Raw genomic sequence first — 24,567 nt, forward strand, 5'->3', positions numbered from 1 at the left:
GGCGCTTCGAATGCCCCTTGCAACCACCGCAAGGGGAGGAACGGATGACACCCGCGAACCACCAGGCCCCGACCTCGGCGCCGAGCCCGGCCCCGTCGCAGTCCTCGCACGCGCCCGAACTCCGCGCCGCCGCCCGCAGCCTGGGCCGCCGCCGCTTCCTGACCGTCACCGGCGCCGCCGCCGCGCTCGCCTTCGCCGTCAACCTGCCGGCCGCCGGCACCGCGAGCGCCGCCGAGCTGGACGCCGCGCAGCTGACCGCCGACCCCTTCACCCTCGGCGTCGCCTCGGGCGACCCGCAGCCCGGCTCGGTGCTGCTGTGGACGCGTCTCGCCCCGGTGCCGTACCAGGCCGACAGCGGGCTGCCCGCCAAACGCGTCGAGGTGAGCTGGGAGCTGGCCCTGGACGAACGGTTCCGCCGTGTCGTCAGAAGAGGCCGGACCACCGCCCACCCCGAGTTCCACCACACCGTGCACGTCGAGGTCGACCACCTCGCGCCCGGCCACGTCTACCACTACCGCTTCCGCGCCGGCCGGTACGTCAGCCCGGTGGGCCGCACCCGCACCGCGCCCGCGCAGCACAGCCGGGTGTCCGGCCTCGCCTTCGGTCTCGTCTCCTGCCAGAAGTACGACCAGGGGTACTACACCGCCTACAAGCACCTGGCCCAGGAGGACGTGGACGTCGTCTTCCACCTCGGCGACTACCTGTACGAGTACGCCGTGAACGCCACCGGCGGCTCCCGCGCCTACCCCGCGGGCACCCTGCCCGCGCACTTCAACCACGAGACGGTGACGCTGGAGGACTACCGCCTGCGGTACGCCCTCTACAAGTCCGACCCCGACCTGCGCGCCGCGCACGCCGCGCACCCCTTCGTCGTCACCTGGGACGACCACGAGACCGAGAACAACTACGCCGACGAGACACCGGAGAACAGCGTCCCGCCCGAGGAGTTCCTCATCCGCCGGGCCGCCGCCTACCGGGCCTACTGGGAGAACATGCCACTGCGCCGCCCGCAACTGCCCGACGGCCCGGACCTGAAGCTCTACCGCCGGCTGCACTGGGGACGGCTCGCCCAGTTCGACGTCCTCGACACCCGGCAGTACCGCTCCAACCAGGCCTACGGCGACGGCTGGCAGTTCCCCGGGCCCGAGTCCGAGGACCCGGGCCGCACGCTCACCGGCGACGCCCAGGAGCGCTGGCTGATCAACGGCTGGCACCGGTCGAACGCCCTGTGGAACGTGGTGCCCCAGCAGGTCACCTTCTCCCAGCGGTACAACTCGACGAGCACGCCGTCCAAGGTCTCCATGGACTCCTGGGACGGCTACCCGGCCTCCCGCGAGCGGGTGCTGGCCGGCGCGCAGGCCGCCGGGATCGAGAACCTCATGGTCCTCACCGGCGACGTGCACGTCTCCTACGGCTTCGACATCAAGCGCGACTTCGACGACCCGGACTCCCGGACCCTGGGTACGGAGATCGTCACCACGTCCGTCACCAGCGGCGGCGACGGCACGGAGAAGCCGTCCAACTGGGACACCCTGATGGCCGCCAACCCGCACCTGAGGTTCTTCAACGGGCGGCGCGGCTACGCCACGGTGTCCCTGGGCCGCGAGTCGGCGCGCGCCGACTTCAAGACGGTGTCCCACGTCGGCACCGAGGGCGCGCCGCTCACGACCGCCGGGTCCTTCGTGACGGAGGCGGGGGAGCCGGGGCTCAAGCCGGTGTGACGACCGGGTCCGCCGCTTCTCCCTGTGCCGTCGATCCCGCTTCTCCCGGGTAGCGGACGCCGACGCGGTCCCGGATCGCGTCGAGCGTCCGCATCACGGCCAGCGTGCCGTCCAGGGGGACCAGCGGCGACTCGGTCTCCCCGGCGCGCAGGGCCCGCATCACCTCCTCGGCCTCGTGCCGGAGGCTCTCGCGGGGCCCGTCGGCCGGGTCGGCCCGGAACTCCTGCGGGTCCCGGCCGGTGCGGTGCAGCACGAAGTGGTCCGGGAAGAAGAAGCCGTTCGGTACGTCGATGCGGCCCTCGGAGCCGGTGATCGAGGCGGAGTTGGGCGTGCCGCCGGTGATGGAGCAGTGGATCGAGGCGAGCGCGTCGTTCTCGTACGAGAGCAGCGCGCCCGTCTGCAGATCGACGCCCTCCTCCGAGAGCACCGCCCGCGCCGCGACGTCCGTCGGCTCACCGAGCAGGAGCTGCGCGAACGACACCGGGTACACCCCCAGGTCGAGCAGCGCGCCGCCGCCCTGCGCGGGGTCGCGGAGCCGGTGCGCGGCCGGGAAGGGGCCCGCGAGGCCGAAGTCCGCCTGGAGGCTGCGGACCTCGCCGATCGCGCCGTCGGCGACCAGCTCCTTCAGGCGCCGCACCAGCGGATTGCAGTACATCCACATGGCTTCCATGAGGAAGACGCCGTTCTCGCGGGCGAGCGCGACCAGTTCCGCCGCCTCGCGCGCGTTCAGTGTGAACGGCTTCTCGCACAGCACGTTCCGGCCCGCCTCCAGGCACAGGCCGGCCGCGGTCCGGTGCGCCGAGTGCGGCGTCGCGACGTACACCACGTCGACGTCCTCGTCCCGCGCCAGCGTCTCCCAGCCGCCGTACGCCCGCGGTATCCCGAACCGCTCCGCGAACGTCTTCGCCGACGCCTCGGTCCGCGACGCGACCGCCACGACCTCCGCGTCCGGCAGATCGACCAGATCCGCCGTGAATCGCGCCGCCATCCCGCCGGTCGCGAGAATCCCCCAGCGCACCTTCTGCCCGGTCACCGCTGACACCCTGCCCCACCCTCGCTCAGGTTCGTTCGTCGTTCGGGTTTGTTCGTTCAAGTCCGTACGAGCTGAGAGCATAGGTGGCGGATCTACAGAAGAGGGAGGGGCACATCACATGCCCGAGCGCGGGCCGTCCACGCAAACGCCGCAAACGTCTCAGTCGTCGCACATAGCGCGAACGCCGCCCGCCGGGCGGCGCATCAGTCTTCTCGTCACGCTCATACTCGGCAGCCTCACCGCCACGCCGCCGCTGGCGATGGACATGTACCTCCCCGCCCTCCCGGAGGTCACCCGGTCCCTGGGCGCACCGGCCGCGACCGTCCAGCTCACGCTCACCGCCTGCCTGGCCGGCATGGCCCTCGGGCAGATCGTCGTCGGCCCGATGAGCGACAAGTGGGGGCGCCGGCGTCCGCTGCTGGCCGGGCTCGCCGTCTACGTCGTCGCCACCGCGCTGTGCGCCGTCGCGCCGAACGTGGAACTCCTCGTCGCCTTCCGGCTGGTCCAGGGACTCGCGGGCGCCGCCGGGATCGTCATCGCCCGGGCCGTCGTGCGCGACCTGTACGACGGCGTGGCCATGGCCCGCTTCTTCTCCACCCTCATGCTGATCTCCGGCGTCGCGCCGGTCGTCGCACCGCTCATCGGCGGGCAGATCCTGCGCGTGACGGACTGGCGGGGCGTGTTCGTCGTCCTCGTGGTGGTCGGGGTGGTGCTGGGCGTCGTCGTGTGGGCCCGGCTGCCGGAGACGCTGCCCGTCGAGGAGCGGCACGCGGGCGGCGTCGGCGACACCCTGCGCGCGATGCGCGGCCTGCTCGCCGACCGGGCCTTCACCGGGTACATGCTCGCGGGCGGCTTCGCCTTCGCCTCGCTCTTCGCCTACGTCGCGGCGTCGCCGTTCGTCGTGCAGGAGATCTACGGAGCCTCCGCGCAGACGTTCAGCCTGCTGTTCGGCCTCAACTCGATCGGCCTCGTGGTGGTCGGGCAGATCAACGGCAAGGTCCTCGTCGGACGGGTCAGGCTGGACCGGGTGCTCGGCCTCGGCCTCGTCGTCGTGATCGCCGCGGCGACGGTGCTGCTGCTGATGTCCCTGGGCGTCTTCGGCGAGGTCGGGCTCGGACCGGTCGCCGCCGCGCTGTTCGTGCTGATGTCGGCGATGGGGCTCAGCCTGCCCAACACCCAGGCGCTGGCGCTGATGCGGGTGAAGAAGTCCGCCGGTTCCGCCTCCGCGCTGCTCGGCACGTCCTCCTTCCTCATCGGTGCGGTCGCCTCGCCGCTGGTCGGGATCGCGGGGGAGGACACCGCCGTACCGATGGCCGTGGTCCAGCTGACGGCCGCGGTGGTGGCGCTCGGCTTCCTCGTGACCATGTGCCGCGGGCAGAGAGCAGGCAAGGGAGCGGACAACTGAGCGCTCCGAGACTGCGCAGCGACACCCCGGAGCGGGCCGGACTCGACCCCGGGCAGCTCCGTCGTGCCGTCGCCCAGGTGCACGACCTCACCACCGGTGAACGCCCCTGGGCGGCGGGCGCCGTCGTGGCCGTCGGACGCGGGCCCGTGCTCGCCGCCGAGGCCGCGGCGGGCTGGGCCGTGCGCTACTCCTCCTACGACCCGCACACCGACGCGGGCGTGGAGCTGCCGGAGGGCTCGCGGGTGCCGATGAGCGTGGACACGCCCTTCGACCTCGCCTCGCTGACGAAGCTGTTCACCGCGGTGGCGGCCGTGCAGCAGATCGAGCGGGGCACGCTCGGCATCGACGCGGAGGTCGGCGCCTACCTGCCGGACTTCCGGGCCGCGGCCGAGCACCGCGTCACCGTACGGCAGTTGCTCACCCACACCTCCGGGCTGCGGCCCGAACTCCCGCTGTACGACAGCGGCGCCTTCGCCGACAAGGAGGCGCGGCTGCGGCGGCTGCGGGCGGAGCCGCCGGTGGGGGTGCCGGGCACGTACTGCTACTCGGACCTGAACATGCTGCTCCTGCAACAGGTGCTGGAGCGCATCACCGGGCGGGGGCTCGACGTCCTCGTCCGGGACGGGATCACCCGGCCGCTGGGCATGACGGCGACGGGCTTCGGGCCGTGTCCGGGCGCCGCGGCCACGGAGGACCAGCGGCGGCCGTGGGCCAAGGCGGACCGGGGGATGCTGCGCGGGGTCGTCCACGACGAGAACGCGTGGGCGCTGGGCGGGGTGGCCGGTCATGCGGGGCTGTTCTCCACGGGGCGGGATCTGGCGGTCTTCTGCCGGACGCTGCTGGCGGGCGGCTCCCACGGACCCGCGCGCATCCTCGGGCCGGACTTCGTGGAACTGCTCCTGGCCGAACCGGGGCTCGGGTTCGCCCTGGACCAGCCGTGGTTCATGGGCGAGCTGGCGGGGCGCGGGGCGGCGGGGCACACCGGGTTCACCGGCACGATGCTGGTCCTCGACCGGGTGACGGACACCTTCGCGATCCTCCTCGCCAACACGGTCCATCCGCGCCGCCGCGCCCCGGACAACCGGGCCCGCGCGGCGCTGTGCACGCGGGTGGCGCGGGCGGTGCGGGCCTGATCGTCCGCGGGGGCGGGTGCCTGCGGCGGCCTGTGCGGGGTGGTGGGGGTGCGGGTAGCGCGGTTTGTCCGGTGGGTGGGTCGGGGGCGCGCCGGGGGGTGTCCGTCCTCGGAACGGCGCGGAATCGGTTGGCTACGGAGGCTCGGGGCGTTGACGCGCCAACCGCTGCGGGCGGACACTCCCCGACACGCCCCCTCCTCGCCGTACGCGGCTCTCCCCGCCCACGCTCCGCGTCTCCCTCCTCGCCGTACGCGGCTGCGGCCCGCTCTCGCTCCGCGTCCCGCTTCTCGCCGTACGCGGCTGACCGCCCGTCCCCGCCCCGGCTGCGGGCCGCCGCCGCCACGCCGCCGCAGCTGCGGGCAGTCGTGCCGCTGGGGCGGCACGGGTGGGCGCAGCGGCACCCCGCAACGCCGGGCCGCGTCACCCTCGCGCCCGCACCCACCCCGGGGGGGCCGGGTGACGCCGGGCCGCACGACCCGCCCCGCACCCACCTCGGGCACCAGGCAACCCCGGGCCCCCGCCCCACCCACGGAGTGCCTCGTACAATCTCCGGGTGAACGACCCCGCCGACACCCTGCGCGCCACCCTCGCCGACCTCGTCGACGGCTTGCCGCCCCGACAGGCCGCCCGGGCCGTGGAGCGGCTGATCGCCAACTACCGCGGGGACACCCCCACCGACGCCCCCATCCTGCGCGACCGCGCCGACGTCGTCGCCTACGCCGCCTACCGCATGCCCGCCACCTTCGCCGCCGTGCGCTCGGCGCTGACCGCGTTCGCCGAGGCCGTGCCGGACTGGGTGCCCGGCAGCCACCTGGACGTGGGCGGCGGGACCGGCGCCGCGACCTGGGCCGTCAGCGACACCTGGGGCGGGACGCGTTCGGTGACCGTGCTCGACTGGGCCGAACCCGCGCTCGTCCTCGGCCAGGAGATCGCCGCCTCGCTGCCCGCCCTGCGCGAGGCCCGCTGGCGGCGTTCGCGGATCGGAGCGGCGCTCGACATCGAGAGCGTTGATCTCGTCACGGTGTCCTACGTACTCAACGAGCTGACCGGTTCCGACCGCGCCGCCCTCGTCGACGCCGCCGCCGGCGCCGCGCGCGCCGTCGTGATCGTCGAGGCCGGCACCCCCGCCGGGTACGCCCGCGTCATCGAGGCCCGCGACCGGCTGATCGCCGCCGGGTTCCGGGTCGCCGCGCCCTGCCCGCACAGTGCCGCCTGCCCCATCGAGGCCGGCACGGACTGGTGCCACTTCGCAGCGCGTGTCAGCCGGTCCAGTCTGCACCGGCAGGTCAAGAGCGGGTCCCTCGCGTACGAGGACGAGAAGTTCAGCTACGTCGCCGCCACCCGGCTCCCCGTCGAACCCGCCGCCTCCCGGGTGGTCCGGCGTCCGCAGATCCGCAAGGGCCAGGTGCTGCTGGACCTGTGTGCATCCGACGAGCGGTTGCGGCGGAGTACGGTCACCAAGCGGCACGGCGACCTGTACAAGGCGGCCCGCGACGCTGCCTGGGGCGACCCCTGGCCGCCCGGGGAGGACTGAGGAAGAAGTGGAACGTGACGTGCGGCCCGCCCTGCGGATCGTGATCGCCGAGGACGATCCGCTGCTGCGCGAGGGGCTCGCCCTGCTGCTGCGGGCCGAGGGCCTGGACGTGGTCGCCACCGCGGACACCGCGGAGTCGGTGCTCGCGGCCATCGACGAGCACGCGCCCGACGTGGCCATCCTCGATGTGCGGATGCCGCCCACCCACACCGACGAAGGGGTCCGCGCGGCCGTCGAGGCGCGGCGGCGGCACCCCGGACTCGCCGTCCTGGTGCTGTCCGCCTACGTGGAGCAGTCCTTCGCCACCGACCTGCTGACCGGTGGGGTGGGCGGTCTGGGGTACCTGCTCAAGGAGCGCGTCGGCCGGGTGGAGGAGTTCATGGACGCGCTCGGGCGGGTCGCGGGCGGTGGCACCGCCATCGATCCCGAGGTCGTCGCCCAGTTGTTCACCCGGACGCGGCAGGACACCCGGATGGAGCGGCTCAGCCCGCGGGAGCGGGAAGTGCTCGCCCTGATGGCCGAGGGCCTGGGCAACAGCGCCATCGCCGGGCGGCTCGTGGTCACCGACGGCGCCGTCCACAAGCACATCCGCAGCATCTTCGCCAAGCTCGACCTGTCCCCGGCCGACCAGGTCGACCGGCGGGTGGCGGCCGTCCTGCACTACCTGGAGAACGCGCGGGCGCCACGCCACTGAGCGAAGCGCCGCCCACGGCCGGCGCGAGACGTTCCGTCTTGTCGGGCTGGTAGCTTCGGGGCATGGCCACCACCCGGAAACGCATCACGAACCCCGCCGCCGAGCGGCCGCACCCCGACGCCACCCGGCGCAGCCAGCGGTCCCGCCAGGCCATCTACGACGCCGCCCTCGCCCTGGTCGGCGAGGTCGGCTACCCGAAGACCACCATCGAGGGCATCGCCGCCCGCGCCGGCGTCGGCAAGCAGACCATCTACCGTTGGTGGTCCTCGAAGGCGGACGTCCTGCTGGAGGCCTTCCTCGACCTGGGTGAGCGGCTCGTGGAGGCCGCCGGTGAGGAGGCGTACACCATCCCGGACACGGGTGACGTCGCCGCCGACCTCAAGGTCGTACTGCGCGCCACCGTCGACGAACTGCGGGATCCGAGGTTCGAGGCGCCCTATCGCGCGCTGGCCGCGGAGGGCGTCGTCAACGAGGAGCTGGGCCGGACCTTCGTCAGCCGGCTTCTGGAGCCGTCGCTCCAGCTGCACGCCGACCGGCTGCGGGCCGCCCAGGAGGCGGGCCAGGTACGGCAGGACATCGACCTGCGGATCGCGCTGGAGCTGTTCGTTTCCCCGCTCGCGCAGCGCTGGCTCCAGCACACGGGACCGTTCTCCCACGCCTACACCGACACCCTCGTCGACTACGCGTTGCACGGGCTCGCCCCGCGGTGACCGAAGAGGCCTGACCAGGGAAGTTTGTCCCTTCGCGACCCCGAAGCGGGGAATGGTGCGACGATAGGGCATGCTGGTGCGCACGACGGCGAGGCAAGGGGATAGATGAGCGCGGAGTTCGGCGGTCGGAGCGGTCTGCAGGGCAAACTCTCCTCGTGGCTGCGCGGACGCCGCCCCAAGGAGGCCGCCGGAGACGGTGGCCGGGAGGACCTGCTGCTCGCCGCCGCCGGTGCCGGACTGCCCCTGGCGCCCGCCGCGCACCCCGCCGGATACCGTTGCTCCTGCGACCGCGTGGGCTGTCCCACCCCCGCCCGGCACCCGGTGTCGTTCGCCTGGCAGACGCAGTCCACCACCGACCGCGCCCAGATCGAGCGCTGGGCCCGGCATCAGCCCGAGGCCAACTTCATCACCGCGACCGGCATGGTGCACGACGTGCTCGACGTGCCCCTGGAGGCCGGTCGGGAGGCGGTGGAGCGGCTGCTCGCCGCCGGTGTCGAGGTTGGGCCGGTCGCCGAGAGCGACGACGGACGCATGCTGCTGTTCACCCTCACCCGGGGCACCCCCGAGGACGAGGACGAGTGGTGGCCCTGCGAGCTGGACTGCCACCCCGAGACCATGGACGAGCATCCGGGGCTGCGCTGGCACTGCCGCGGTTCCTATGTGCTGGTACCGCCGGCCCGGCTGCCCGGGGAACACCGCACGGTGCGCTGGGTGCGCGGCCCCGAGCATCCGCTGCCGGATCCGCTGACCCTGCTGGAGACCCTCACCGACGCCTGCGCCCGGCACGCCGGTGCGGAGGGCGACCACGAGGGAGCCTCCTGGCCGCTGCGCCGCTGAGCGCCCCGGGCTCTCCTACTCGCCCTTGCCCGAAGTGAGACCCTGGACCCGGCCCAGTACCGACACCTGCCCGTCCGCCGGATCGAGCGCGACCTCGTTGGAGACGAACTCCATCGTCAGCGACTGCTTGATCTCGCCGTCCGTCAGGGCCAGCACGTCCTTGTTCGGCGTCGGCACGGACGCGCCCCGCGCGGCGGTCTGCTTCTCGAAGTGGCGCGAGGTGAAGAACACCAGCGCGCCGCCGTCCTCGGTGCGCAGTGCCAGCGGCGCGTAGTCGCCGTTCGTCAGCGGCTCGTCGATGTACTGGGTGACCAGGCCGGGGCGGGTCGAGCGCTTCTCGCGCAGTGCGCGCCAGGAGCTGGTGTGCACACCGTCCGCGAAGGTCTTGCCGCCGTCCTGAAGGTACGTCGTGTAGTCCTTGCTCAGACCGGCCGGCGGGACGCTCACGTCGGTGGCGTTCGCGGGCACGGCCTCGGCCCAGCCGTCCTGGTCGGTCTTGAACTCGGGCACCTTGCCGGGGGCGACCAGCGTCAGGTACGCCGCCTCCCAGGTCTCCTCCAGGCCGTCCCGGGTGAAGACCAGCAGCCAGCGTGCCGTGCCGCCCTTGTTGGCCTTGGTGTCCGCGACGAACCAGCGCGGCCAGCCCGCCTTCTTCGGGATCGTGAACTTCGCGTCGGTCAGCTCCAGCGGCTCGTGCGCCGGATTGCCGTCCGGGTGGTTGGCCGCCCCCGCCTTCAGCCGCGCCGAGTCGATCGCGGCGAGGGCGCCGGTGGTGTGGTCGGCGTCCAGGGAGGCGTCGTACGCCTTGTCGGCCTTGTTGTACGCGGTGGTGAACCGCTCGAGCGCCTTCGCGGCCTCGGCCCGGGTGGCCGAGGGGAGTACCTCGCGCTCACCGTGCACCACCACGCAGCCGCTCGCCGTCAGCGACAAAACGGTCGCCGAGGCGGATATGAGCGCGCACTTCTCAAGCCTGCGGGGCCTTCGAGGGCCGCGATCCTGGCTCATCAGGTTCCTTCACCTTCCCCTTCCCGGAGGCGAACCCTACCGGGGCGAGGAAGAGCGCGAGTGTCGGGACCAGGTACAGCAGCCACACCGTGACCTGGAGGACGGTCGGATCGGGCTGGAAGTTGAACACGCCCTTGAGCAGGGTGCCGTACCAGCTCGACGGGTCGATCGTGCTGCTGATGTCGAAGGCCAGGTTCGTCAGGCCCGGCACCAGGTCGGCCTCCTGGAGGTCGTGCACGCCGTAGGCCAGCACGCCCGCCGCCACGACGACCAGCATGCCGCCGGTCCAGGTGAAGAACCGGGCCAGGTTGATGCGCAGCGCGCCCCGGTAGAACAGCCAGCCCAGCAGGACGGCGGTGGCCAGCCCGAGGGCCACGCCGATCAGCGGGCGCGGGGTGCCGTCGCTCGCCGCGTGCACCGACGCCCACACGAACAGCGCCGTCTCCAGGCCCTCCCGGCCGACCGCCAGGAACGCGGTGGCCACCAGGGCCCCGGTGCCCATGGCGAGGGCCGCGTCCAGCCTGCCGTGCAGCTCCGTCTTGAGGTGGCGGGCGGTGCGGCGCATCCAGAAGACCATCCACGTCACCAGGACGACGGCCAGGATGGAGAGTGAACCGCCCAGCGCCTCCTGTGCCTTGAACGTCAGCTCCTGCGAGCCGAACTCCAGCGCGCAGCCGAAGCCGAGCGCGATCGCGACCGCCACGCCGATGCCCGCCCAGATCGGCTTCAGGGCGTCCCGGCGGTCCGTCTTGACCAGATAGGCGATGAGGATGCAGACGACGAGTGAGGCCTCCAGGCCCTCGCGCAGTCCGATCAGGTAGTTGGAGAACACCGTTACGCCTCCTTGCCGAACAGCGTGCTGCCCCACCAGTCGTCCGCGTCGCGGACGCCGGGCGGCACGGCGAAGACCGCCGAACCCACGTGCTGGATATACTCGTTGAGCGCGTCCGTCGCCAGGTTGCGCTGCACCGGGACGAAGCCCGTGCGGATGTCGCGCTGGTAGGCGAGGAAGAACAGGCCGGCGTCCAGGCGGCCCAGGCCGTCCGTGCCGTCGGTGAAGGAGTAGCCGCGGCGCAGCAGCGTCGCCCCGCCGTTGGAGTCGGGGTGCGCGAGCCGGACGTGCGCGTCGGGCTTCATCGCCTTCAGGAACGGCTCGTCGCGCTCCTTGGCCTTGCCGACGGGCGCGCCCTCGCCCTTGTCGCGGCCGAACACGTCCTCCTGCTCCTGGAGGGAGGCCCGGTCCCAGGTCTCGATGTGCATGCGGATGCGGCGGGCGACGAGGTAGGAGCCGCCCGTCATCCACGGTGTCCCGTCCTTCTCGGCGGCCCAGACGAACCGGTCCAGGCGGTCCTTCTCCGTGCCCGCGATGTTGCGGGTGCCGTCCTTGAAGCCGAGCAGGTTGCGCGGGGTCTGTTCGTCGGGCGTCGTGGACGAGGTCTTGCCGAAGCCGAGCTGCGACCAGCGCACGACGACCTTGCCGAAGCCGATCCGGGCGAGGTTGCGGATCGCGTGCACGGCGACCTGGGGGTCGTCGGCGCAGGCCTGGACGCACAGGTCGCCGCCGCTGCGGGCCCTGTCGAGGTTGTCCCCGGGGAACTTCGGCAGGTCGGCCAGGGCCTCGGGGCGCAGGTCGGCGAGGCCGAATCTCGTGAACAGGGACGGCCCGAAGCCGATGGTGAGGGTCAGCCGGGAGGGCTTGAGGCCCAGGGCCTCGCCGGTGTCGTCCGGCGGGGCCTCGGGCAGGCCGCCGTAGGCGCCCTCGCCCACCGCGTGACCGGCGGTCAGCCGGCGGGCCGCCGCCGTCCACTCCTTGAGCAGCGCCACGAAGGCGGCGCGGTCCTCGGTCGTCACGTCGAACGCGGCGAAGTGCAGCCGGTCCTGCACCGGCGTGGCGATGCCCGCCTGGTGCGCCCCGTGGAAGGGCACGGCGGAGCCCGCGTCGGCACCGGCCGGGTCCGCGTCGGCACCGGCGCGGTCCATCGCCACCGCCCCGCCGGCCGCCGCGGCGGCGCCGAGCGCGAGGCCCGCGCCGCCCCAGCCGATCAGCGACCGCCGGGAGGGCGAGGGGGCCGGTGCGGGGGAGTCGGTGTCCGTCATCTCGTCTCCCACGCCTACTTCGTGACCACGGCCGCGGCGAGCTTGGACAGCGGCTCCGCGAGCGCGTTGACCGCGTCCGACAGCTCCTTGCGGTCCGCCTTGCCGACCTTGTCGTAGGAGGTGAACTCGTAGGAGGAGGTGCTCGGGCGGTACCGGTCGAGCAGCTTGTCCAGCGCCGCGAACTGGCGGTCCAGCTCCGTCGTCAGCGCCGCGTCGTTCTCCTTCGCGACCGGCTTCAGGAGCGCGTACGACTGCTGCGCGCCCTCCACGTTGGCCTTGAAGTCGACCAGGTCGGTGTGCGAGTAGCGCTCCTCCTCGCCGGTGACCTTGCCGGTGGCGACCTCGTCGAGCAGCTCCTTGGCGCCGTTGGCCATGGAGGTGGGGGTGATCTCGGCCTTGCCGACCCGGTTCTGCCAGTCCTTCAGGTCGGTGACCAGGGTGGTGGCCAGCTCCTTCTCCCGGTCGCCGATCTTCCCGTCCTGCCACAGCGCCTTCTCCAGGCGGTGCCAGCCGGTCCAGTCGGTCGCCGGGTCCTGGCCGTCCTCCAGACCGTCCTCGCGGACGTCGACCTGCGGGTCGATGTCGCCGAAGGACTCCGCGACCGGCTCGGTGCGCTCCCAGCCGATGCGGGAGGGGGCGTACGCCTTCTTCGCGGCCGCCAGGTCGCCGGCCTTGACGGCCTTCGCGAACGCCTCCGCCTTCGGCAGGGTCTCGTCGGCCTGCTGCTGCACGTACTGGCGGTAGGCGGCCACGGCCTCGTCGAGGCGCGGGTCGCGCGCGGCGGCCTTGCCGCCGGTGGCCTGCACGTCCTGGCGGATGCCCTTGCCCTTCATGCCGGGCTTGCAGGCGATCCGGTAGTCGCCGGCCTTCACCTCGGCGGTGACCCGCTGCCTGGTGCCGGGGCCGATGTTCTCCCGCTCGGTGACCACCCGGTCGTCGGGGAAGAGGAGGTAGACCTCGGTGACCTTGGAGCCCTTGTTCTCGATGGCGAGTTCGACGTGTCCGGCCGGGAACCGGACCTTCGACACCTCGCACTTGTCGTCCGTCGCCGTCACCGTGACGACGTGCTCGCCGTCCTCGGCGCCGCTCTTCTCCGTGCACCCCGTGACGGCGGCCAGGGCCGCGGCGGTGGCTACGGCGGTGACGAGGGAGAGTCTGGCGGCTCGCATGCGGGCTCCAAGGGATGGCCGAAAGTGCGCGTGACGGGCCTCGCAGGGAAGGTGAGGCTGGCCTAACATACCTAAGGATTTCCTAAGCAAAACCCGTCCATGCGGTGATCCGAATCTCATGGACGGTGTATGGGCACGGGCCGGTCACGGTGGCTCAATCAAGTGCTCATGGGGAGGTCAAAGGTGCGTCAAAGACGGGCCTCTCCCGGGGGCGGAAATCGCCGGGGCGGGCGTCACGGCGAGCGGTGCGGGACGACGAGGAGCGCGCCCGTGCGCGGGTGCGGGAACACCTCCACCGGCTGGTCGTAGACCTCGGACAGCAGCCCCTCGGCGAACACCTCCGAGGGCGGGCCCCCGGCCGCGATCCGGCCCGAGCGCAGGAGCGCCACCCGGTCCGCGTACGCCGCCGCCAGCGCGAGGTCGTGCAGGACGACGACCACCGCGTCCCCGGCCCGCGCCCGCTCCCGGCACAGCCGCAGCACGAGTTCCTGGTGCCTCAGGTCCAGGGCCGCGGTCGGCTCGTCGAGCAGCAGGAGGGGAGCGCGCTGGGCGAGGACGCGGGCGAGGGCCACGCGGGCCCGTTCGCCGCCGCTGAGCGCGGAGAACGGGCGCCCGGCGAATCCGGCCACCTCCGTGCGTGCCATCGCCTCGGCCACGGCCGCTTCGTCCTCGTCCGCCCGGTCGCCGCCCGCCCAGGGCGCCCGGCCCATCCGGACGACCTCCTCCACCGCGAACGGGAAGGACAGCGACGCCGACTGGGGCAGCACCGCCCGGCGCAGCGCGAGTTCGGGCGCCGACCAGTCCGACACCGGGCGCCCGTGGACGCGTACGACCCCCTCGGCGGCCGGGACGTCGGCGGCCAGCGCGCCCAGCAGGGTGGACTTGCCCGCCCCGTTGGGGCCGACCAGGGCGAGCACCTCGCCCGCGCGGACCTCCACGTCCACCCCGTCGAGGACCGGCCGGCCGCCGAGGTGCACGCGCAGTCCCTCGGCGGCGGCGAGGACCTCACCGGGGGCGGCCGGGGGCGGGGGCACCGGACGGGACGGCACCAGCCGCGGCAGCTTCACACCTCTCATGCCCAGCCTCCCTGCCTGCGCCGGGTGCGGCGCAGCAGCCAGAAGAAGAACGGACTGCCCAGCAGCGCCGTCAGCACCCCGAGCGGCAGTTCGGCCGGCTCCGCGACGGTGCGGGCGGCCAGGTCGGCGGCGAGCAGGACCAGCGCGCCGAGCAGCGCGCTGCCCGGAATCAGGAACCGGTGGCCCGGCCCGGCCGTCATCCGCAGCAGGTGCGGGACGACGAGCCCGACGAAGCCGATGACACCGGCCACGCTCACCGCCGCCGCGGTCAGCAGGGCGATCACCAGGACCAGGACGATCCGCAGCCGCTCCACGTCCACCCCCAGGTGGCGGGCCGGGCGTTCGCCGAGCGCGAGGAGGTCGAGGCGACGGGCGTACAGCGGGGCCAGCCCGAGGCCGAGCGCCGCGCACGGCAGGACCGCCAGCACCTTCGGCCAGGTCGCCTGGGCGAGCGAGCCCAGCTGCCAGAAGGTGATCTGGTTGACCGCCGCCGTGTCCGCGAAGAACAGGAACAGCCCGATCAGCGCCCCCGCGAAGGCGTTCACCGCGATGCCCGTGAGGATCAGGGTCACGACCTCCGTGCGGCCGCCCGAGCGGGACATCGCGTAGACGACCAGGACGGTGACCAGACCGGAGGCGAAGGCGAAGACGGACACCGTCCAGGTGCCGAGGAAGTTCAGGCCGAAGGCGATGGCGCCGACCGCGCCGACCGCCGCGCCCGAGGAGACGCCGATGACGCCCGGCTCCGCGAGCGGGTTGCCGAACACGCCCTGCATCAGCGCGCCCGCGCACCCGAGTGAGGCGCCGACCAGCAGGGCCAGCACGATCCTGGGGAACCGCACGTTCCACAGCACCGACTCGGCCACCCGGTCCAGTTCCGTGCCGCCGAGCCCCGCCCGGTGCAGCAGCGAGCCGAGCACGTCGCCGACCGGGATCGGGTAGGCGCCGGTACCGGCCGCGACCGGGACGAGGACCAGCAGGCCGGCGGCGAGGGTGGCGGTCAGCAGCCAGGCGGTGGTGCGCCGGGCGCGGGGGGCGGCGGGGTCCGCGGGCGCCGGTGCGCGGACCGGCTTGTCCCGTACGGTCACTTGGCGCCCGCCTCGCCGTACAGCTGCGCCACGACCGACTTCAGCACCTGGTCGGTGCGCGGGCCGTAGTTGAGCAGTACGCCGTCCTCGACGGAGACGATCCGGCGGTCCATCCCGGCCGGGGTCTGGGCGACGCCGGGGATCCGCACCAGGCCGTCCACGCCGCCGACCGATGCGAGTCCCTTGCTCATCACGAGGATCGCGTCCGGCGCGGCCTCGGCCAGGGCCTCGCTGGTGATGGCGGTGAAGTCCTTGCCGAGGCCGGAGGCGGCCCCGGCGTCCACCGCCCCGGCCGCCTCGATCAGCGACCCGGCGCCGGAGTCCTCGCCGCCGATGAGGTAGACGGAGGCCGAGCCGCGCAGGTAGAGGAAGGCGACCCGCGGCTCCTTCCCGTGCGGAACGCCCTTGCGCACGGCCTCGATCCGCTGCTCCGAGCGCCGGGTCAGCTCCTTCCCGGCCGCCGGTACGCCGAGCGCGTCGGCGACCGCCCCGATGCGCGGGCCCACGTCGGCCAGCCCCTTCGCCGCCTCGACGAAGAGCACCGGGACCCCGGCGGCGCGGATCTGGCCCACCGCCTCCTCGGGGCCCGTGGTGGTCTCGGCGATCACCAGGTCGGGCCTGAGGGAGAGCACGCTCTCGGCGGAGACGTCGTGGCCCCGGGTGACCACCGGGAGCTTCGCCGCCTGTTCGAAGGTGGCGGTGACGTCCCGGGCGACGACCCGGTCGCCGAGCCCGAGCGTGAAGACGATCTCGCTGAGGCTGCCGGACAGGGGGACGATCCGCTCGGCCCGACCGACCGTCACGCGCTCGCCGTCGGCGGAGCGGACGGTGACGGGAAGCCGGGGCTCGGGTCTCCTGCCGAGTGGTTCGACCCGGTTCGCGACGGGCTCCGCCGCCGAGGGGGCCGCCGCGCCGGAACCGGCGCCGGACGAGGCGTCGGACGAGGCGTCGGAGGAGCCCGCGCATCCGGTCGCGGTCAGGGTGAGGGCGAGCGCGGACAGCAGTGCTCCCGCCAGTCGGTCTCGCAAGCGTCGCACTTTTCCGTCCGTCCTCTCGGGTCGACCGCCAGTGTCAGTCGGCTTGAGCTTAGGTTAGCCTTACCTTTGTTCGCTACCGGCCCCCCGACCCGGAGGACTTCGCATGCCCGCCCGTCTTCGCGCCCTGGTCACCGTGTTGTGCGCGGCGGTCCTCGCGGCGCTGCTCCCCGCGGCCGCCGCACACGCCGAGAGCCGGACCGTGCAGGGCGGACGGCTCGACTGGGGCATCAAGTCCTCGTTCCAGACCTATGTCACCGGGCCCGTGGCGAAGGGCGGTTACTCCCTCAACGGGGGTGCGGCCACCGTCGGCGGCAGCTCGTTCCGCTTCCACTCGGCGACCGGCACCTACGACGGCGACACCGGTGCCTTCCGCGCCGCCTTCTCCGGTGGCGTCCACTTCCTCGGCCACCGCACCAGCACCGGCGCCCACCAGCTCGACCTCACCCTCAGCCGTCCCACCGTGAGCATCTCCGGCTCCACCGGCACGCTCCACCTGGACGTCGTCAGCAGGGCGAAGGACACCGGGGCGGTCACGACGTCCCGTCAGGTGCCCTTCGCCTCCCTCTCCCTCGGCGGCATCGACATGCGGGGCGGCGGCGGCACCGTCGCCCTGGACAACCTCCCCGCCACCCTCACCGCCGAGGGCGCCCAGTCCTTCGCCGGGTACTACACCGCCGGCACCGCACTGGACCCGGTGAGCCTGTCCGCCGACGTGAAGGCGCCCGCGCCGAAGCGGCAGACGCGGCCGGCGGACACCCCCGCACCGTCCGCCGAGTCGCCGAAGCCCGCGCAGACGCCGGGCGGCACGCTCCAGGACGGCGCCGTCGACTGGGGCGTGCGCCGCACCTTCCGCGAGTACGTCACCGGCGACATCGCCGACGGCGAGTGGGCCCTCACCGCGGGCGCCCAGGACGGCGGCGCGCTCTTCCGCTTCCCCGGCGGTGAGGGGACGTACGAGGACGGCGACCTCAGCGCCGCCTTCCGGGGCACGGTCCGCTTCACCGGCGCCCACGGCCTCGACCTGAGCCTCGGCAACGTACGGACCGTCGTCGAGGACGGCCGGGGCACGCTGTACGCCGACGTGACGAGCCCGGACGTCAAGGAGGCGAAGGTGCCCCTGGTCACCTTCACCGCGGGCGAACCGAAACCGGCCGGCGGTCTGGTGAAGGTCACCGAGGCCCCCGCCAAGCTCACCGCGCGCGGTGCGAAGGCCTTCGGCGGCATGTACCGGGCAGGCACCGAGATGGACCCGGTGTCCCTCGCCGTCGCCCTCACCGCCGACGCGGAACTGCCCGCCCTGCCCGACCTCGGCAGCGAGCCCGCGCCGAGTGCGAGCCCGCGGCCCGAGCAGACCGGCGCGGACCCCTCCGCCGCCCCCGCCGCCGCAACCACCGACGACGGCGACTTCCCCGCACTTCCCGTCTCCCTCGCGGCCGGCGCCCTGCTGCTGGCGGCCGCGGCCCTCGTGACCGTCGCCCAGCGCAGGCGCAACCGCGCCCGGCCCGCCGCGTCCCCCGCGGACCCGGAGCAGGGCTGAACACCCCCGACACCCCCCGACACCCCAGGAGAACCGAGCCATGCCCGTCAGACGACGCCGCCCCACCGCACTCGCCGCCGCCGTCGCCACGGCCGCCGCCCTCGGCACGACCGCCCTCGCCGCGCTGGGCGGCGCCACCGCAGCCTCGGCCGCCGGATCGCCGCTCTCGGACTACGAGTTGACGTGGGGCATCAAGCAGTCCTACCGGACGTACGTCGGCATGTTCGGCAGCTTCACCGCGTCGGAGGGCGCCGGCCAGGCCGCCGGCAACGGTGCCTTCACCTTCACCGGAGGCACCGGCACCTACGACCACACGACGAACGCCGTCGACCTCGGCTTCAAGGGCAAGCTGGTGAGCGCCTCCGCCGCGCACCGGTTCGAGGTCACGCTCACCGACGTGCGCTTCGACAGCGGCGCCGGTGAGATCACCGCCGACGTGACGACGGTCGACACCTCCGGCGCGACGCCCACCAAGAAGGGCGACGACGTGCCGCTCGCCAAGGTCGCCGTGACCCGCGCGATGACGGACATGGCGACCACCCTCACCACCGAGGCGGGCGAGTACCTCGGCAGCGCGAGCTACGCGGGCGCGGCCGGGGACCCGCTGACGGTGGTCAGGAAGACGCCGGAGCCGAGCACGGAGCCGACCACCGGCCCCACCACGCAACCCACCACCGGGCCGAGCACGGAGCCCTCCACCGGCCCGACCGGCCCGGAGCCGACCGGGACGGACTCCACCGGACCCGGGCCGACCGGCCCGCAGACCACGCCCGCCACCCAGGGCCCGGGCCCCGCGACGAGCACGAGCGCCTCGCCCTCGGCCCCCGCGAGCACGGCCCCCACCAGGGGCGAGATCGCCGACGGCACCCTCGGCTGGGGCGTGAAGGAGTCCTTCCGCGCCTACGTCGTCGGCAACATCGCCAAGGGCCGGGTCACCGTCTCCGGCGGCGCCGGCCAGGCCGCCGGGAACGGCGCGTTCACCTTCAAGGACGCCACCGGCACCTACGACACGGACGCCGACAGGCTGACCGCCGCCTTCAAGGGCGCCGTCAACTTCAAGGGCCACGAGTCGGGCGGCACCTACGGCCTCGACCTGACCCTGAGCAACCTCAAGGCCACCCTCGACGGCGGCACCGGCAAGCTCACCGCCGACGTGAACAGCCTCGGCACGCGGACCGAGGGCGTGGTCCTGGCCGACCTCGAGGCGAAGTCCGGCGACCTGAAGGCCGACAAGAACGTCATCACGGTCGACGGCATCGCCGCCACCGTCACCGACGCCGGTGCGAAGGTCTTCGGCAACTACCCGGCAGGCACGGCCCTCGACCCGGTCGGCCTCTCGGTGGCGCTGAGCGACGACGCCCAACTGCCGGACGGCGGCGGCTCGGACACGTCCGGCGGCACGGGCGGCGGCTCCGGCACGGCCGGCGGCTCCACCGGCGGGGGCACGGGCACCGCCGGAGGCACCGGATCCACCGTCGGCGGCACCGGAACGACCACCGGCGGTTCGATCGGCGGCGGCAGCCTCGCCTCCACCGGCTCGGACATACCCGGCCCGGCGCTGGGCGCGGCGGCCGGTGCCGCGGTCGCGGTCGGCGCGGGCGCGGTGTACGCGACGCGCAGGCGGCGGACCCAGGCGCGGTCCGCCGGGTAATCCGTTGCGGGCCGGGGCGGTCCGCGCCCGATACTGTCCGGATGGAACGGGCGGTGCGGGAAGCGACTCCGGGACCCCTGATCCTGGACGTCCGGGGCCGCCCCGGCCCACCGCCGCTGCGCTTCGTACGAGCCCGGGACGGCGGCCCGCCCACGCTCCACCTGGGCGACCGCCCCCTCACCCGGGCACGGTGGCACGGCGACGGCTGCTGCCGCGAGCTGCACCTGCGCCGCCTGCCCGGCCACCGCTCCCCGCTGCCGCCCCTGCGCGCCGCGTCGATGCGCACCCCGGACGCCGACTGGCGCCACCGCTGCGCCCGGTGGCTGGAGGACACCCCCCACGGCCCGCTGCACGACGGACGCTGGTCGGTCACCGCACGCGCGTCGTTCGCTCCCGGCATCTGGACCGAGGACTTCGTACGGGACTGGCCCGACGCCGTCCTCGCACTGCTCTGCGGAGGCGGCTGGCACGGCGTCCTGCCCCTGCGCCCGCTCTCCCCGCCCGGCGCGCCGCGCGTGACGGCGTACCGCAAGCACGCCCGGGACGGCACCCTCGCCCCGGTCCTGCTGTGGTGGGTGTCCTTCCTCGACGGCTGGCTGATCCTGGACGGGCACGACCGGGCGGTGGCGGCGCTGGCGGAGGGCGCCGAACCGCCCTGCACGGTGCTCGCCCGGCTGCCGGAGGAGGCGCAGTGGCGCCGGACCGCCGACGCGGTCGCCGAGGGGCACGCGGAGCGGATGTCCCGGCTGTCGGAGCGCCCCGCCGGACCGGGGACCGAACGGCAACGTGCCGCCCTGGAACGCGGGTACGCGGACGCGCTCGCCGGCCTCCCCTACGACGAGGCCCCCACCCCGCTCTGGCCGCCCGCGGACGATGCTTGAATGCCCCGGTGACCGACTACGACGTACTGCGGGTCTTCTGCGCGCCGAACGGCGGATACGGCAACGAACTGGGCGTCGTCCGGGACGGATCCGTACTGCCGGAGCCCGAGCGGCGGCAGGAGCTGGCCGCCAAACTCGGCTTCAGCGAGACCGTGTTCGTCGACGACCCCGAGCGCGGCGTCGTCGACATCTACACGCCCACCCTGCGCCTGCCCTTCGCCGGGCACCCCTGCGTCGGCACCGCCTGGCTGCTCGACGTGCCCGAACTCGTCACGCGGGCCGGGGTGGTGGGCGCCCGGCTGGACGGGGAGTTCAGCTGGATCGAGGCCCGCCCCGAGTGGGCGCCGCCGCGCACCCTGCGCCAGTACGCCACCGTCGCCGAGGTCGACGACCTCGCGGTGCCGCCGAAGGGGGAGTGGGTCTACGCCTGGGCGTGGGAGGACGAGGCGGCGGGACGGGTGCGGGCCCGCGCCTTCCCCGGGCGCGACGACGGCATCGACGAGGACGAGGCCACGGGGGCGGCGGCGCTGCTGCTGACCGGACGACTGGGCCGCGCCCTCAACATCACCCAGGGCGTCGGCTCCCAGATCCTCACCGCACCGCAGCCCGAGGGCTGGGTCGAGATCGGCGGCCGGGTACGCCTGGAGCGCTGACTCAGGCGGGCAGACTCAGGCGGACAGCGGGAACTCCTCGCCCAGCGCCCGGAAGACCGCCGTGTTCAGCGCGAAGGCGCGCTTGCACTCGGCGACGACCCGCTGCTTCTCCAGGTCGTCGGCGCGGATGCCGTCGAGCAGGTCGCGGTACTCCCGCTTGAAGGCGGCCGGGTTGGAGATCTCCTCGAAGACGTAGAACCGGACCCCGTCGCCCTTCCTGGCGAAGCCCCACGTCCGCTCGGCCTTGTCCCGGATGATCTGCCCGCCCGACAGGTCGCCCAGGTAGCGCGTGTAGTGGTGCGCGACGTACCCCGCCGGCCACTCCTCGGCGCACTCGCGCACCCGGGCCGCGTACGCCTCGGTGGCGGGCAGGGCGGTCAGCCCCGTGCGCCAGTCGGCGCCGCGCAGGTGCGCCAGGTCCCGCTCCAGGGAGGCCAGCCGCAGCAGCTCCGGCCGGACGAACGGCCCGGCCACCGGGTCCGCCGCCAGCCGCCCGGCGGCGGCCTCCAGGGCCTCGTAGACGAACCACAGCTGCTCGGTGTAGCGCGCGTAGGCGTCGACACCGAGCCCTCCGCCCAGCAGGTCGCTCATGAACGTCGAGGTCTCCGCCTCCACGTGCTGCTGGTGGGAGGCGGTGCGGATGAGCGTCGAGAAGGAGGAGTCCATGCGCATGATTTTCTATGGTTAGGCTTACCTAAGTCAATAGGCTTGCCGACGGGCTGTCGGTAAAAGCGTACCCACCCGGACGCGAAACGGCCCGCCCTCCGGGGAGAGCGGGCCGTCGCGCGACGTGGATCAGAGGTCAGAGGTCGGGAGTCAGGGTCAGGGGTCAGGGGTCAGGGCAGCGTGAGGATCTCCGCGCCCGAGTCCGTCACCACCAGGGTGTGCTCGAACTGCGCGGTCCGCCTGCGGTCCTTCGTCACGACCGTCCAGCCGTCGTCCCACATGTCGTACTCGTGGGTGCCGAGCGTCAGCATCGGCTCGATCGTGAAGGTCATCCCGGGCTGGATGACGGTCGTCGCGTGCGGGCTGTCGTAGTGCGGGACGATGAGCCCCGAGTGGAACGACGTGTTGATGCCGTGGCCGGTGAAGTCCCGCACCACCCCGTACCCGAACCGCTTGGCGTACGACTCGATGACCCGGCCGATGATGTTGATCTGCCGGCCGGGCTTGACCGCCTTGATCGCGCGGGTCAGCGACTCCCGGGTCCGCTCGACCAGCAGCCGGCTCTCCTCGTCCACCTCGCCGACCAGGTAGGTCGCGTTGTTGTCGCCGTGCACCCCGCCGATGTACGCCGTCACGTCCAGGTTCACGATGTCGCCGTCGCGCAGCACCGTGGAGTCGGGGATGCCGTGGCAGATGACCTCGTTGACCGAGCTGCACAGGGACTTGGGGTAGCCCCGGTAGCCGAGCGTCGAGGGGTAGGCGCCGTGGTCGCACATGTACTCGTGCGCCACCCGGTCCAGCGCGTCCGTCGTCACACCGGGCGCGATGTGCTTCGCGGCCTCCTCCATCGCCCGCGCCGCGATCCGCCCGGCCACGCGCATCGCCTCGACGGTCTCGGGCGTCTGCACCTCCGGGCCGGTGTACGGCGTCGGCGCGGGTTTGCCGACGTACTCGGGCCGGCGGATGTTTCCGGGCACGGAACGGGTGGGGGAGAGCTCCCCTGGGACGAGCAGTGACTGGCCAGACATGCGGCGAGTCTAACCAGCGGCCATGGGGGAACATGTCGGTGGCGAGAGGAGCTGTCCCATGGCCCTGTTCAAGAAGCGCACGGTCGGCAAACCGGGCGAGTGGTTCTACTGCCTGGAGCACCAGAAGGTCGAGGAGGGCCCGGACTGCCCGGGCAAGGACCGCTTCGGGCCGTATGCCACCCGGACCGAGGCCGAGCACGCGATGCAGACCGCCCGCGAGCGCAACCTCGAATGGGAGAACGACCCCAGGTGGCACGACGCCCCCTCCGCGGGAGGCGCCGACGGCGACCGGGACGACTGATCAGCCGCTCGCGGCGTCGGCTGCGCGCTTCTCGCGCAGCCGCACCGCGTGCTCGTTCGTCCGCGCGTCGTACGTCATCATCGTCGGCAGGCACAGCGCCAGCACCCCCACCGCGCCCGCGCACAGCAGCCCGCCCGACCACACCGACGCCCGCACCCCGGTGAGCGCGGCCGTGCCGCCCGCCCGGACCTGGCCGAGCTGCGGACCCACCGAGTACGACAGCAGCTCGATCCCGGCGAGCCGGCCGCGCAGCTCGTCCGGGATGGTCTGGTTCCACATCGCGCTGCGGAAGACCCCGCTGACCATGTCGCAGGCACCGGCGAGCACGAAGCACAGCAGCACCAGCCACACGTTCCCGGCGAAGCCCGCGGCGGCGATCGCCACGCCCCACCCGGCCGCCGCGAGCACCACCATCCGCCCGTGCCGGTGCACCCGCGAGGTCCACCCGCTGCTCACGCTCACCAGCAGCGAGCCCGCCGGGATCGCCGCGTACATCAGACCGAGCGACCACTCGGCGTCCAACTCGTCGGCCAGGAACGGCAGTACCGCGAGCGGCATCGCCAGGAGCATCGCCGCCAGGTCGACCGCGTAGGTGCCCAGCAGTTCCTTGCGGCTCCACGCGTACCGGGCGCCCTCGGCGATCGCCGCCCACGACGGCCTGCGCGCCTCGTGCGAGGCGGGCGAGGAGGCGAGCCCCACCACCAGGGCCACCGAGGCGGCGAAGGTGACCAGGTCGACCGCGTACGCCCAGCCGAGCCCCGCGTACGCCACCACCACGCCCGCCAGCGCCGGTCCGGCGATCCCGCCGACCTGCCAGCGCAGCGCGTTCAGCGAGGCGGCCGCCGGCAGGTGCTCGTGGGCCACGATCCGCGGGATCAGCGAGTCCAGGGCCGGGCGCTGCACCGCGCCGAGCGCCGAGGTGAACGCGGCGATCACGTACAGCGGCCACACGGCCGGGCTCGGCACCAGCGCGTTGACCAGCAGCGCCGCGCACGCCACGCCCTGACCGGCCTCGGTCCACAGGATCAGCCGCCGTTTGTCCCAGGCGTCGGCCAGCGCACCGCCGTACAGCCCGAACACCACCAGCGGCACCAGCTCCACGGCACCGATGGCGCCCACCGCCGCCGCCGAGCCCGTCAGCTCCTTGATCTGCACCGGCAGCGCGACGAAGGTCAGGAAGCTGCCGAAGTTCGTGATCAGCCCCGAAACCCAGAGCCGCCGGAAGTCCGGGGAGGCCCGCCAGGGCGACAGGTCGGGCAGCAGGGCACGCAGGCCGCCGGGTGGCTCGTCGGGCACGTCGGCGCCCTTGCC

General features: G+C 73.6%; 23 protein-coding genes. 12 read left to right on the forward strand and 11 right to left on the reverse strand.

Annotated features, from left to right (window positions below; translation table 11 throughout):
- Positions 1-44: 44 nt before the first annotated feature.
- On the forward strand, positions 45-1,721 hold the full coding sequence (locus tag R2E43_RS26865) for an alkaline phosphatase D family protein (protein WP_106517792.1): 1,677 nt from the start codon (positions 45-47) through the stop codon (positions 1,719-1,721).
- Here R2E43_RS26865 and R2E43_RS26870 read toward each other — a convergent pair.
- Complete coding sequence (locus tag R2E43_RS26870) at positions 1,708-2,754, reverse strand: Gfo/Idh/MocA family protein (RefSeq protein WP_168715519.1); 1,047 nt, start codon at positions 2,752-2,754, stop codon at positions 1,708-1,710. The two genes, R2E43_RS26865 and R2E43_RS26870, sit on opposite strands and share 14 nt — an antisense overlap.
- 118 nt (positions 2,755-2,872) lie before the next feature.
- Here R2E43_RS26870 and R2E43_RS26875 point away from each other — a divergent pair, with 118 nt between their 5' ends.
- The 6 genes from R2E43_RS26875 (at position 2,873) to R2E43_RS26900 (ending at position 9,067) form a co-directional block, all read left to right on the forward strand.
- Entirely contained in the window at positions 2,873-4,159 is a 1,287-nt protein-coding gene (locus R2E43_RS26875) for a multidrug effflux MFS transporter (RefSeq protein WP_189283820.1), read from the forward strand.
- Positions 4,120-5,292, forward strand: a complete 1,173-nt coding sequence (locus R2E43_RS26880; RefSeq protein WP_173943938.1) for a serine hydrolase domain-containing protein — start codon at positions 4,120-4,122, stop codon at positions 5,290-5,292. Before R2E43_RS26875 ends, R2E43_RS26880 begins: the two co-directional genes overlap by 40 nt.
- A 553-nt stretch (positions 5,293-5,845) precedes the next feature.
- A complete protein-coding gene (locus R2E43_RS26885; RefSeq protein WP_030871499.1) occupies positions 5,846-6,826 on the forward strand; it encodes a small ribosomal subunit Rsm22 family protein in 981 nt (326 codons plus the stop codon).
- 31 nt (positions 6,827-6,857) lie between these two features.
- Positions 6,858-7,520, forward strand: coding sequence for a response regulator transcription factor (locus tag R2E43_RS26890; protein ID WP_030871500.1), 663 nt, complete (start codon positions 6,858-6,860; stop codon positions 7,518-7,520).
- A gap of 62 nt (positions 7,521-7,582) precedes the next feature.
- Positions 7,583-8,230, forward strand: a complete 648-nt coding sequence (locus R2E43_RS26895) for a TetR/AcrR family transcriptional regulator (RefSeq protein ID WP_003976533.1) — start codon at positions 7,583-7,585, stop codon at positions 8,228-8,230.
- 105 nt (positions 8,231-8,335) lie between these two features.
- Positions 8,336-9,067, forward strand: coding sequence for a bifunctional DNA primase/polymerase (locus R2E43_RS26900; RefSeq protein WP_003976534.1), 732 nt, complete (start codon positions 8,336-8,338; stop codon positions 9,065-9,067).
- A 15-nt stretch (positions 9,068-9,082) separates the two neighbouring features.
- Here the strand turns inward: R2E43_RS26900 and R2E43_RS26905 are convergent, their stop codons facing one another.
- The 7 genes from R2E43_RS26905 to R2E43_RS26935 form a co-directional block, all read right to left on the reverse strand.
- Positions 9,083-10,072: a hypothetical protein gene (locus tag R2E43_RS26905; RefSeq protein ID WP_003976535.1), complete on the reverse strand. Its 990-nt coding sequence runs from the start codon at positions 10,070-10,072 to the stop codon at positions 9,083-9,085.
- Entirely contained in the window at positions 10,032-10,904 is an 873-nt protein-coding gene (efeU, locus tag R2E43_RS26910; RefSeq protein WP_003976536.1) for an iron uptake transporter permease EfeU, read from the reverse strand. Before efeU ends, R2E43_RS26905 begins: the two co-directional genes overlap by 41 nt.
- Positions 10,905-10,906: 2 nt before the next feature.
- Positions 10,907-12,169, reverse strand: coding sequence for an iron uptake transporter deferrochelatase/peroxidase subunit (gene efeB / locus R2E43_RS26915; RefSeq protein ID WP_011028245.1), 1,263 nt, complete (start codon positions 12,167-12,169; stop codon positions 10,907-10,909).
- A gap of 14 nt (positions 12,170-12,183) precedes the next feature.
- Positions 12,184-13,338, reverse strand: coding sequence for an iron uptake system protein EfeO (efeO, locus tag R2E43_RS26920; RefSeq protein ID WP_011028244.1), 1,155 nt, complete (start codon positions 13,336-13,338; stop codon positions 12,184-12,186).
- Positions 13,339-13,571: 233 nt separating this feature from the next.
- The gene (locus R2E43_RS26925; RefSeq protein ID WP_332056643.1) at positions 13,572-14,414 is read right to left on the reverse strand and encodes a heme ABC transporter ATP-binding protein; all 843 of its coding nucleotides are present in this window, start codon (positions 14,412-14,414) and stop codon (positions 13,572-13,574) included.
- Positions 14,411-15,502, reverse strand: coding sequence for a FecCD family ABC transporter permease (locus R2E43_RS26930; protein ID WP_003976540.1), 1,092 nt, complete (start codon positions 15,500-15,502; stop codon positions 14,411-14,413). Before R2E43_RS26930 ends, R2E43_RS26925 begins: the two co-directional genes overlap by 4 nt.
- A complete protein-coding gene (locus tag R2E43_RS26935; RefSeq protein WP_016326081.1) occupies positions 15,499-16,539 on the reverse strand; it encodes a heme/hemin ABC transporter substrate-binding protein in 1,041 nt (346 codons plus the stop codon). The genes R2E43_RS26930 and R2E43_RS26935 overlap by 4 nt, the downstream gene beginning before the upstream one ends.
- Before the next feature lie 103 nt (positions 16,540-16,642).
- On the opposite strand from R2E43_RS26935, the gene R2E43_RS26940 reads away from it, so the two are divergent.
- Genes R2E43_RS26940 through R2E43_RS26955 form a run of 4 tightly spaced genes read left to right on the forward strand, consistent with a single transcriptional unit; the run spans position 16,643 to position 21,261 of the window.
- Positions 16,643-18,076: an HtaA domain-containing protein gene (locus tag R2E43_RS26940; protein WP_332056644.1), complete on the forward strand. Its 1,434-nt coding sequence runs from the start codon at positions 16,643-16,645 to the stop codon at positions 18,074-18,076.
- Between the two features lie 40 nt (positions 18,077-18,116).
- A complete protein-coding gene (locus R2E43_RS26945) occupies positions 18,117-19,727 on the forward strand; it encodes an HtaA domain-containing protein (protein ID WP_038534897.1) in 1,611 nt (536 codons plus the stop codon).
- 41 nt (positions 19,728-19,768) lie between these two features.
- On the forward strand, positions 19,769-20,608 hold the full coding sequence (locus tag R2E43_RS26950; protein ID WP_038534900.1) for a hypothetical protein: 840 nt from the start codon (positions 19,769-19,771) through the stop codon (positions 20,606-20,608).
- Between the two features lie 8 nt (positions 20,609-20,616).
- A complete protein-coding gene (locus R2E43_RS26955; protein WP_003976544.1) occupies positions 20,617-21,261 on the forward strand; it encodes a PhzF family phenazine biosynthesis protein in 645 nt (214 codons plus the stop codon).
- Between the two features lie 15 nt (positions 21,262-21,276).
- On the opposite strand, the gene R2E43_RS26960 is transcribed toward R2E43_RS26955, so the two are convergent.
- On the reverse strand, positions 21,277-21,933 hold the full coding sequence (locus R2E43_RS26960; RefSeq protein ID WP_408649118.1) for a biliverdin-producing heme oxygenase: 657 nt from the start codon (positions 21,931-21,933) through the stop codon (positions 21,277-21,279).
- Positions 21,934-22,097: 164 nt separating this feature from the next.
- Positions 22,098-22,955 carry a type I methionyl aminopeptidase gene (map, locus tag R2E43_RS26965; RefSeq protein ID WP_003976546.1) on the reverse strand — a complete coding sequence of 286 codons (858 nt, stop codon included), beginning with the start codon at positions 22,953-22,955 and terminating at the stop codon, positions 22,098-22,100.
- Between the two features lie 58 nt (positions 22,956-23,013).
- Here map and R2E43_RS26970 point away from each other — a divergent pair, with 58 nt between their 5' ends.
- A complete protein-coding gene (locus R2E43_RS26970; protein WP_003976547.1) occupies positions 23,014-23,256 on the forward strand; it encodes a hypothetical protein in 243 nt (80 codons plus the stop codon).
- On the opposite strand, the gene R2E43_RS26975 is transcribed toward R2E43_RS26970, so the two are convergent.
- Positions 23,257-24,552 carry an MFS transporter gene (locus R2E43_RS26975; protein ID WP_011028234.1) on the reverse strand — a complete coding sequence of 432 codons (1,296 nt, stop codon included), beginning with the start codon at positions 24,550-24,552 and terminating at the stop codon, positions 23,257-23,259.
- Positions 24,553-24,567: the final 15 nt, after the last annotated feature.

This window comes from Streptomyces violaceoruber, from assembly GCF_033406955.1.
Classification (GTDB): Bacteria; Actinomycetota; Actinomycetes; order Streptomycetales; family Streptomycetaceae; genus Streptomyces; species Streptomyces violaceoruber.

Excerpts from the sequence above, each read along its gene's own strand:
- R2E43_RS26865 (WP_106517792.1), top strand. The coding sequence starts at position 45 with ATGACACCCGCGAACCACCAGGCCCCGACCTCGGCGCCGAGCCCGGCC.
- R2E43_RS26875 (WP_189283820.1), top strand. The coding sequence starts at position 2,873 with ATGCCCGAGCGCGGGCCGTCCACGCAAACGCCGCAAACGTCTCAGTCG.
- R2E43_RS26895 (WP_003976533.1), top strand. The coding sequence starts at position 7,583 with ATGGCCACCACCCGGAAACGCATCACGAACCCCGCCGCCGAGCGGCCG.
- R2E43_RS26900 (WP_003976534.1), top strand. The coding sequence starts at position 8,336 with ATGAGCGCGGAGTTCGGCGGTCGGAGCGGTCTGCAGGGCAAACTCTCC.
- R2E43_RS26905 (WP_003976535.1), bottom strand. The coding sequence starts at position 10,072 with ATGAGCCAGGATCGCGGCCCTCGAAGGCCCCGCAGGCTTGAGAAGTGC.
- efeB (WP_011028245.1), bottom strand. The coding sequence starts at position 12,169 with ATGACGGACACCGACTCCCCCGCACCGGCCCCCTCGCCCTCCCGGCGG.
- efeO (WP_011028244.1), bottom strand. The coding sequence starts at position 13,338 with ATGCGAGCCGCCAGACTCTCCCTCGTCACCGCCGTAGCCACCGCCGCG.
- R2E43_RS26925 (WP_332056643.1), bottom strand. The coding sequence starts at position 14,414 with ATGAGAGGTGTGAAGCTGCCGCGGCTGGTGCCGTCCCGTCCGGTGCCC.
- R2E43_RS26940 (WP_332056644.1), top strand. The coding sequence starts at position 16,643 with ATGCCCGCCCGTCTTCGCGCCCTGGTCACCGTGTTGTGCGCGGCGGTC.
- R2E43_RS26945 (WP_038534897.1), top strand. The coding sequence starts at position 18,117 with ATGCCCGTCAGACGACGCCGCCCCACCGCACTCGCCGCCGCCGTCGCC.
- R2E43_RS26950 (WP_038534900.1), top strand. The coding sequence starts at position 19,769 with ATGGAACGGGCGGTGCGGGAAGCGACTCCGGGACCCCTGATCCTGGAC.
- R2E43_RS26960 (WP_408649118.1), bottom strand. The coding sequence starts at position 21,933 with ATGCGCATGGACTCCTCCTTCTCGACGCTCATCCGCACCGCCTCCCAC.
- map (WP_003976546.1), bottom strand. The coding sequence starts at position 22,955 with ATGTCTGGCCAGTCACTGCTCGTCCCAGGGGAGCTCTCCCCCACCCGT.
- R2E43_RS26970 (WP_003976547.1), top strand. The coding sequence starts at position 23,014 with ATGGCCCTGTTCAAGAAGCGCACGGTCGGCAAACCGGGCGAGTGGTTC.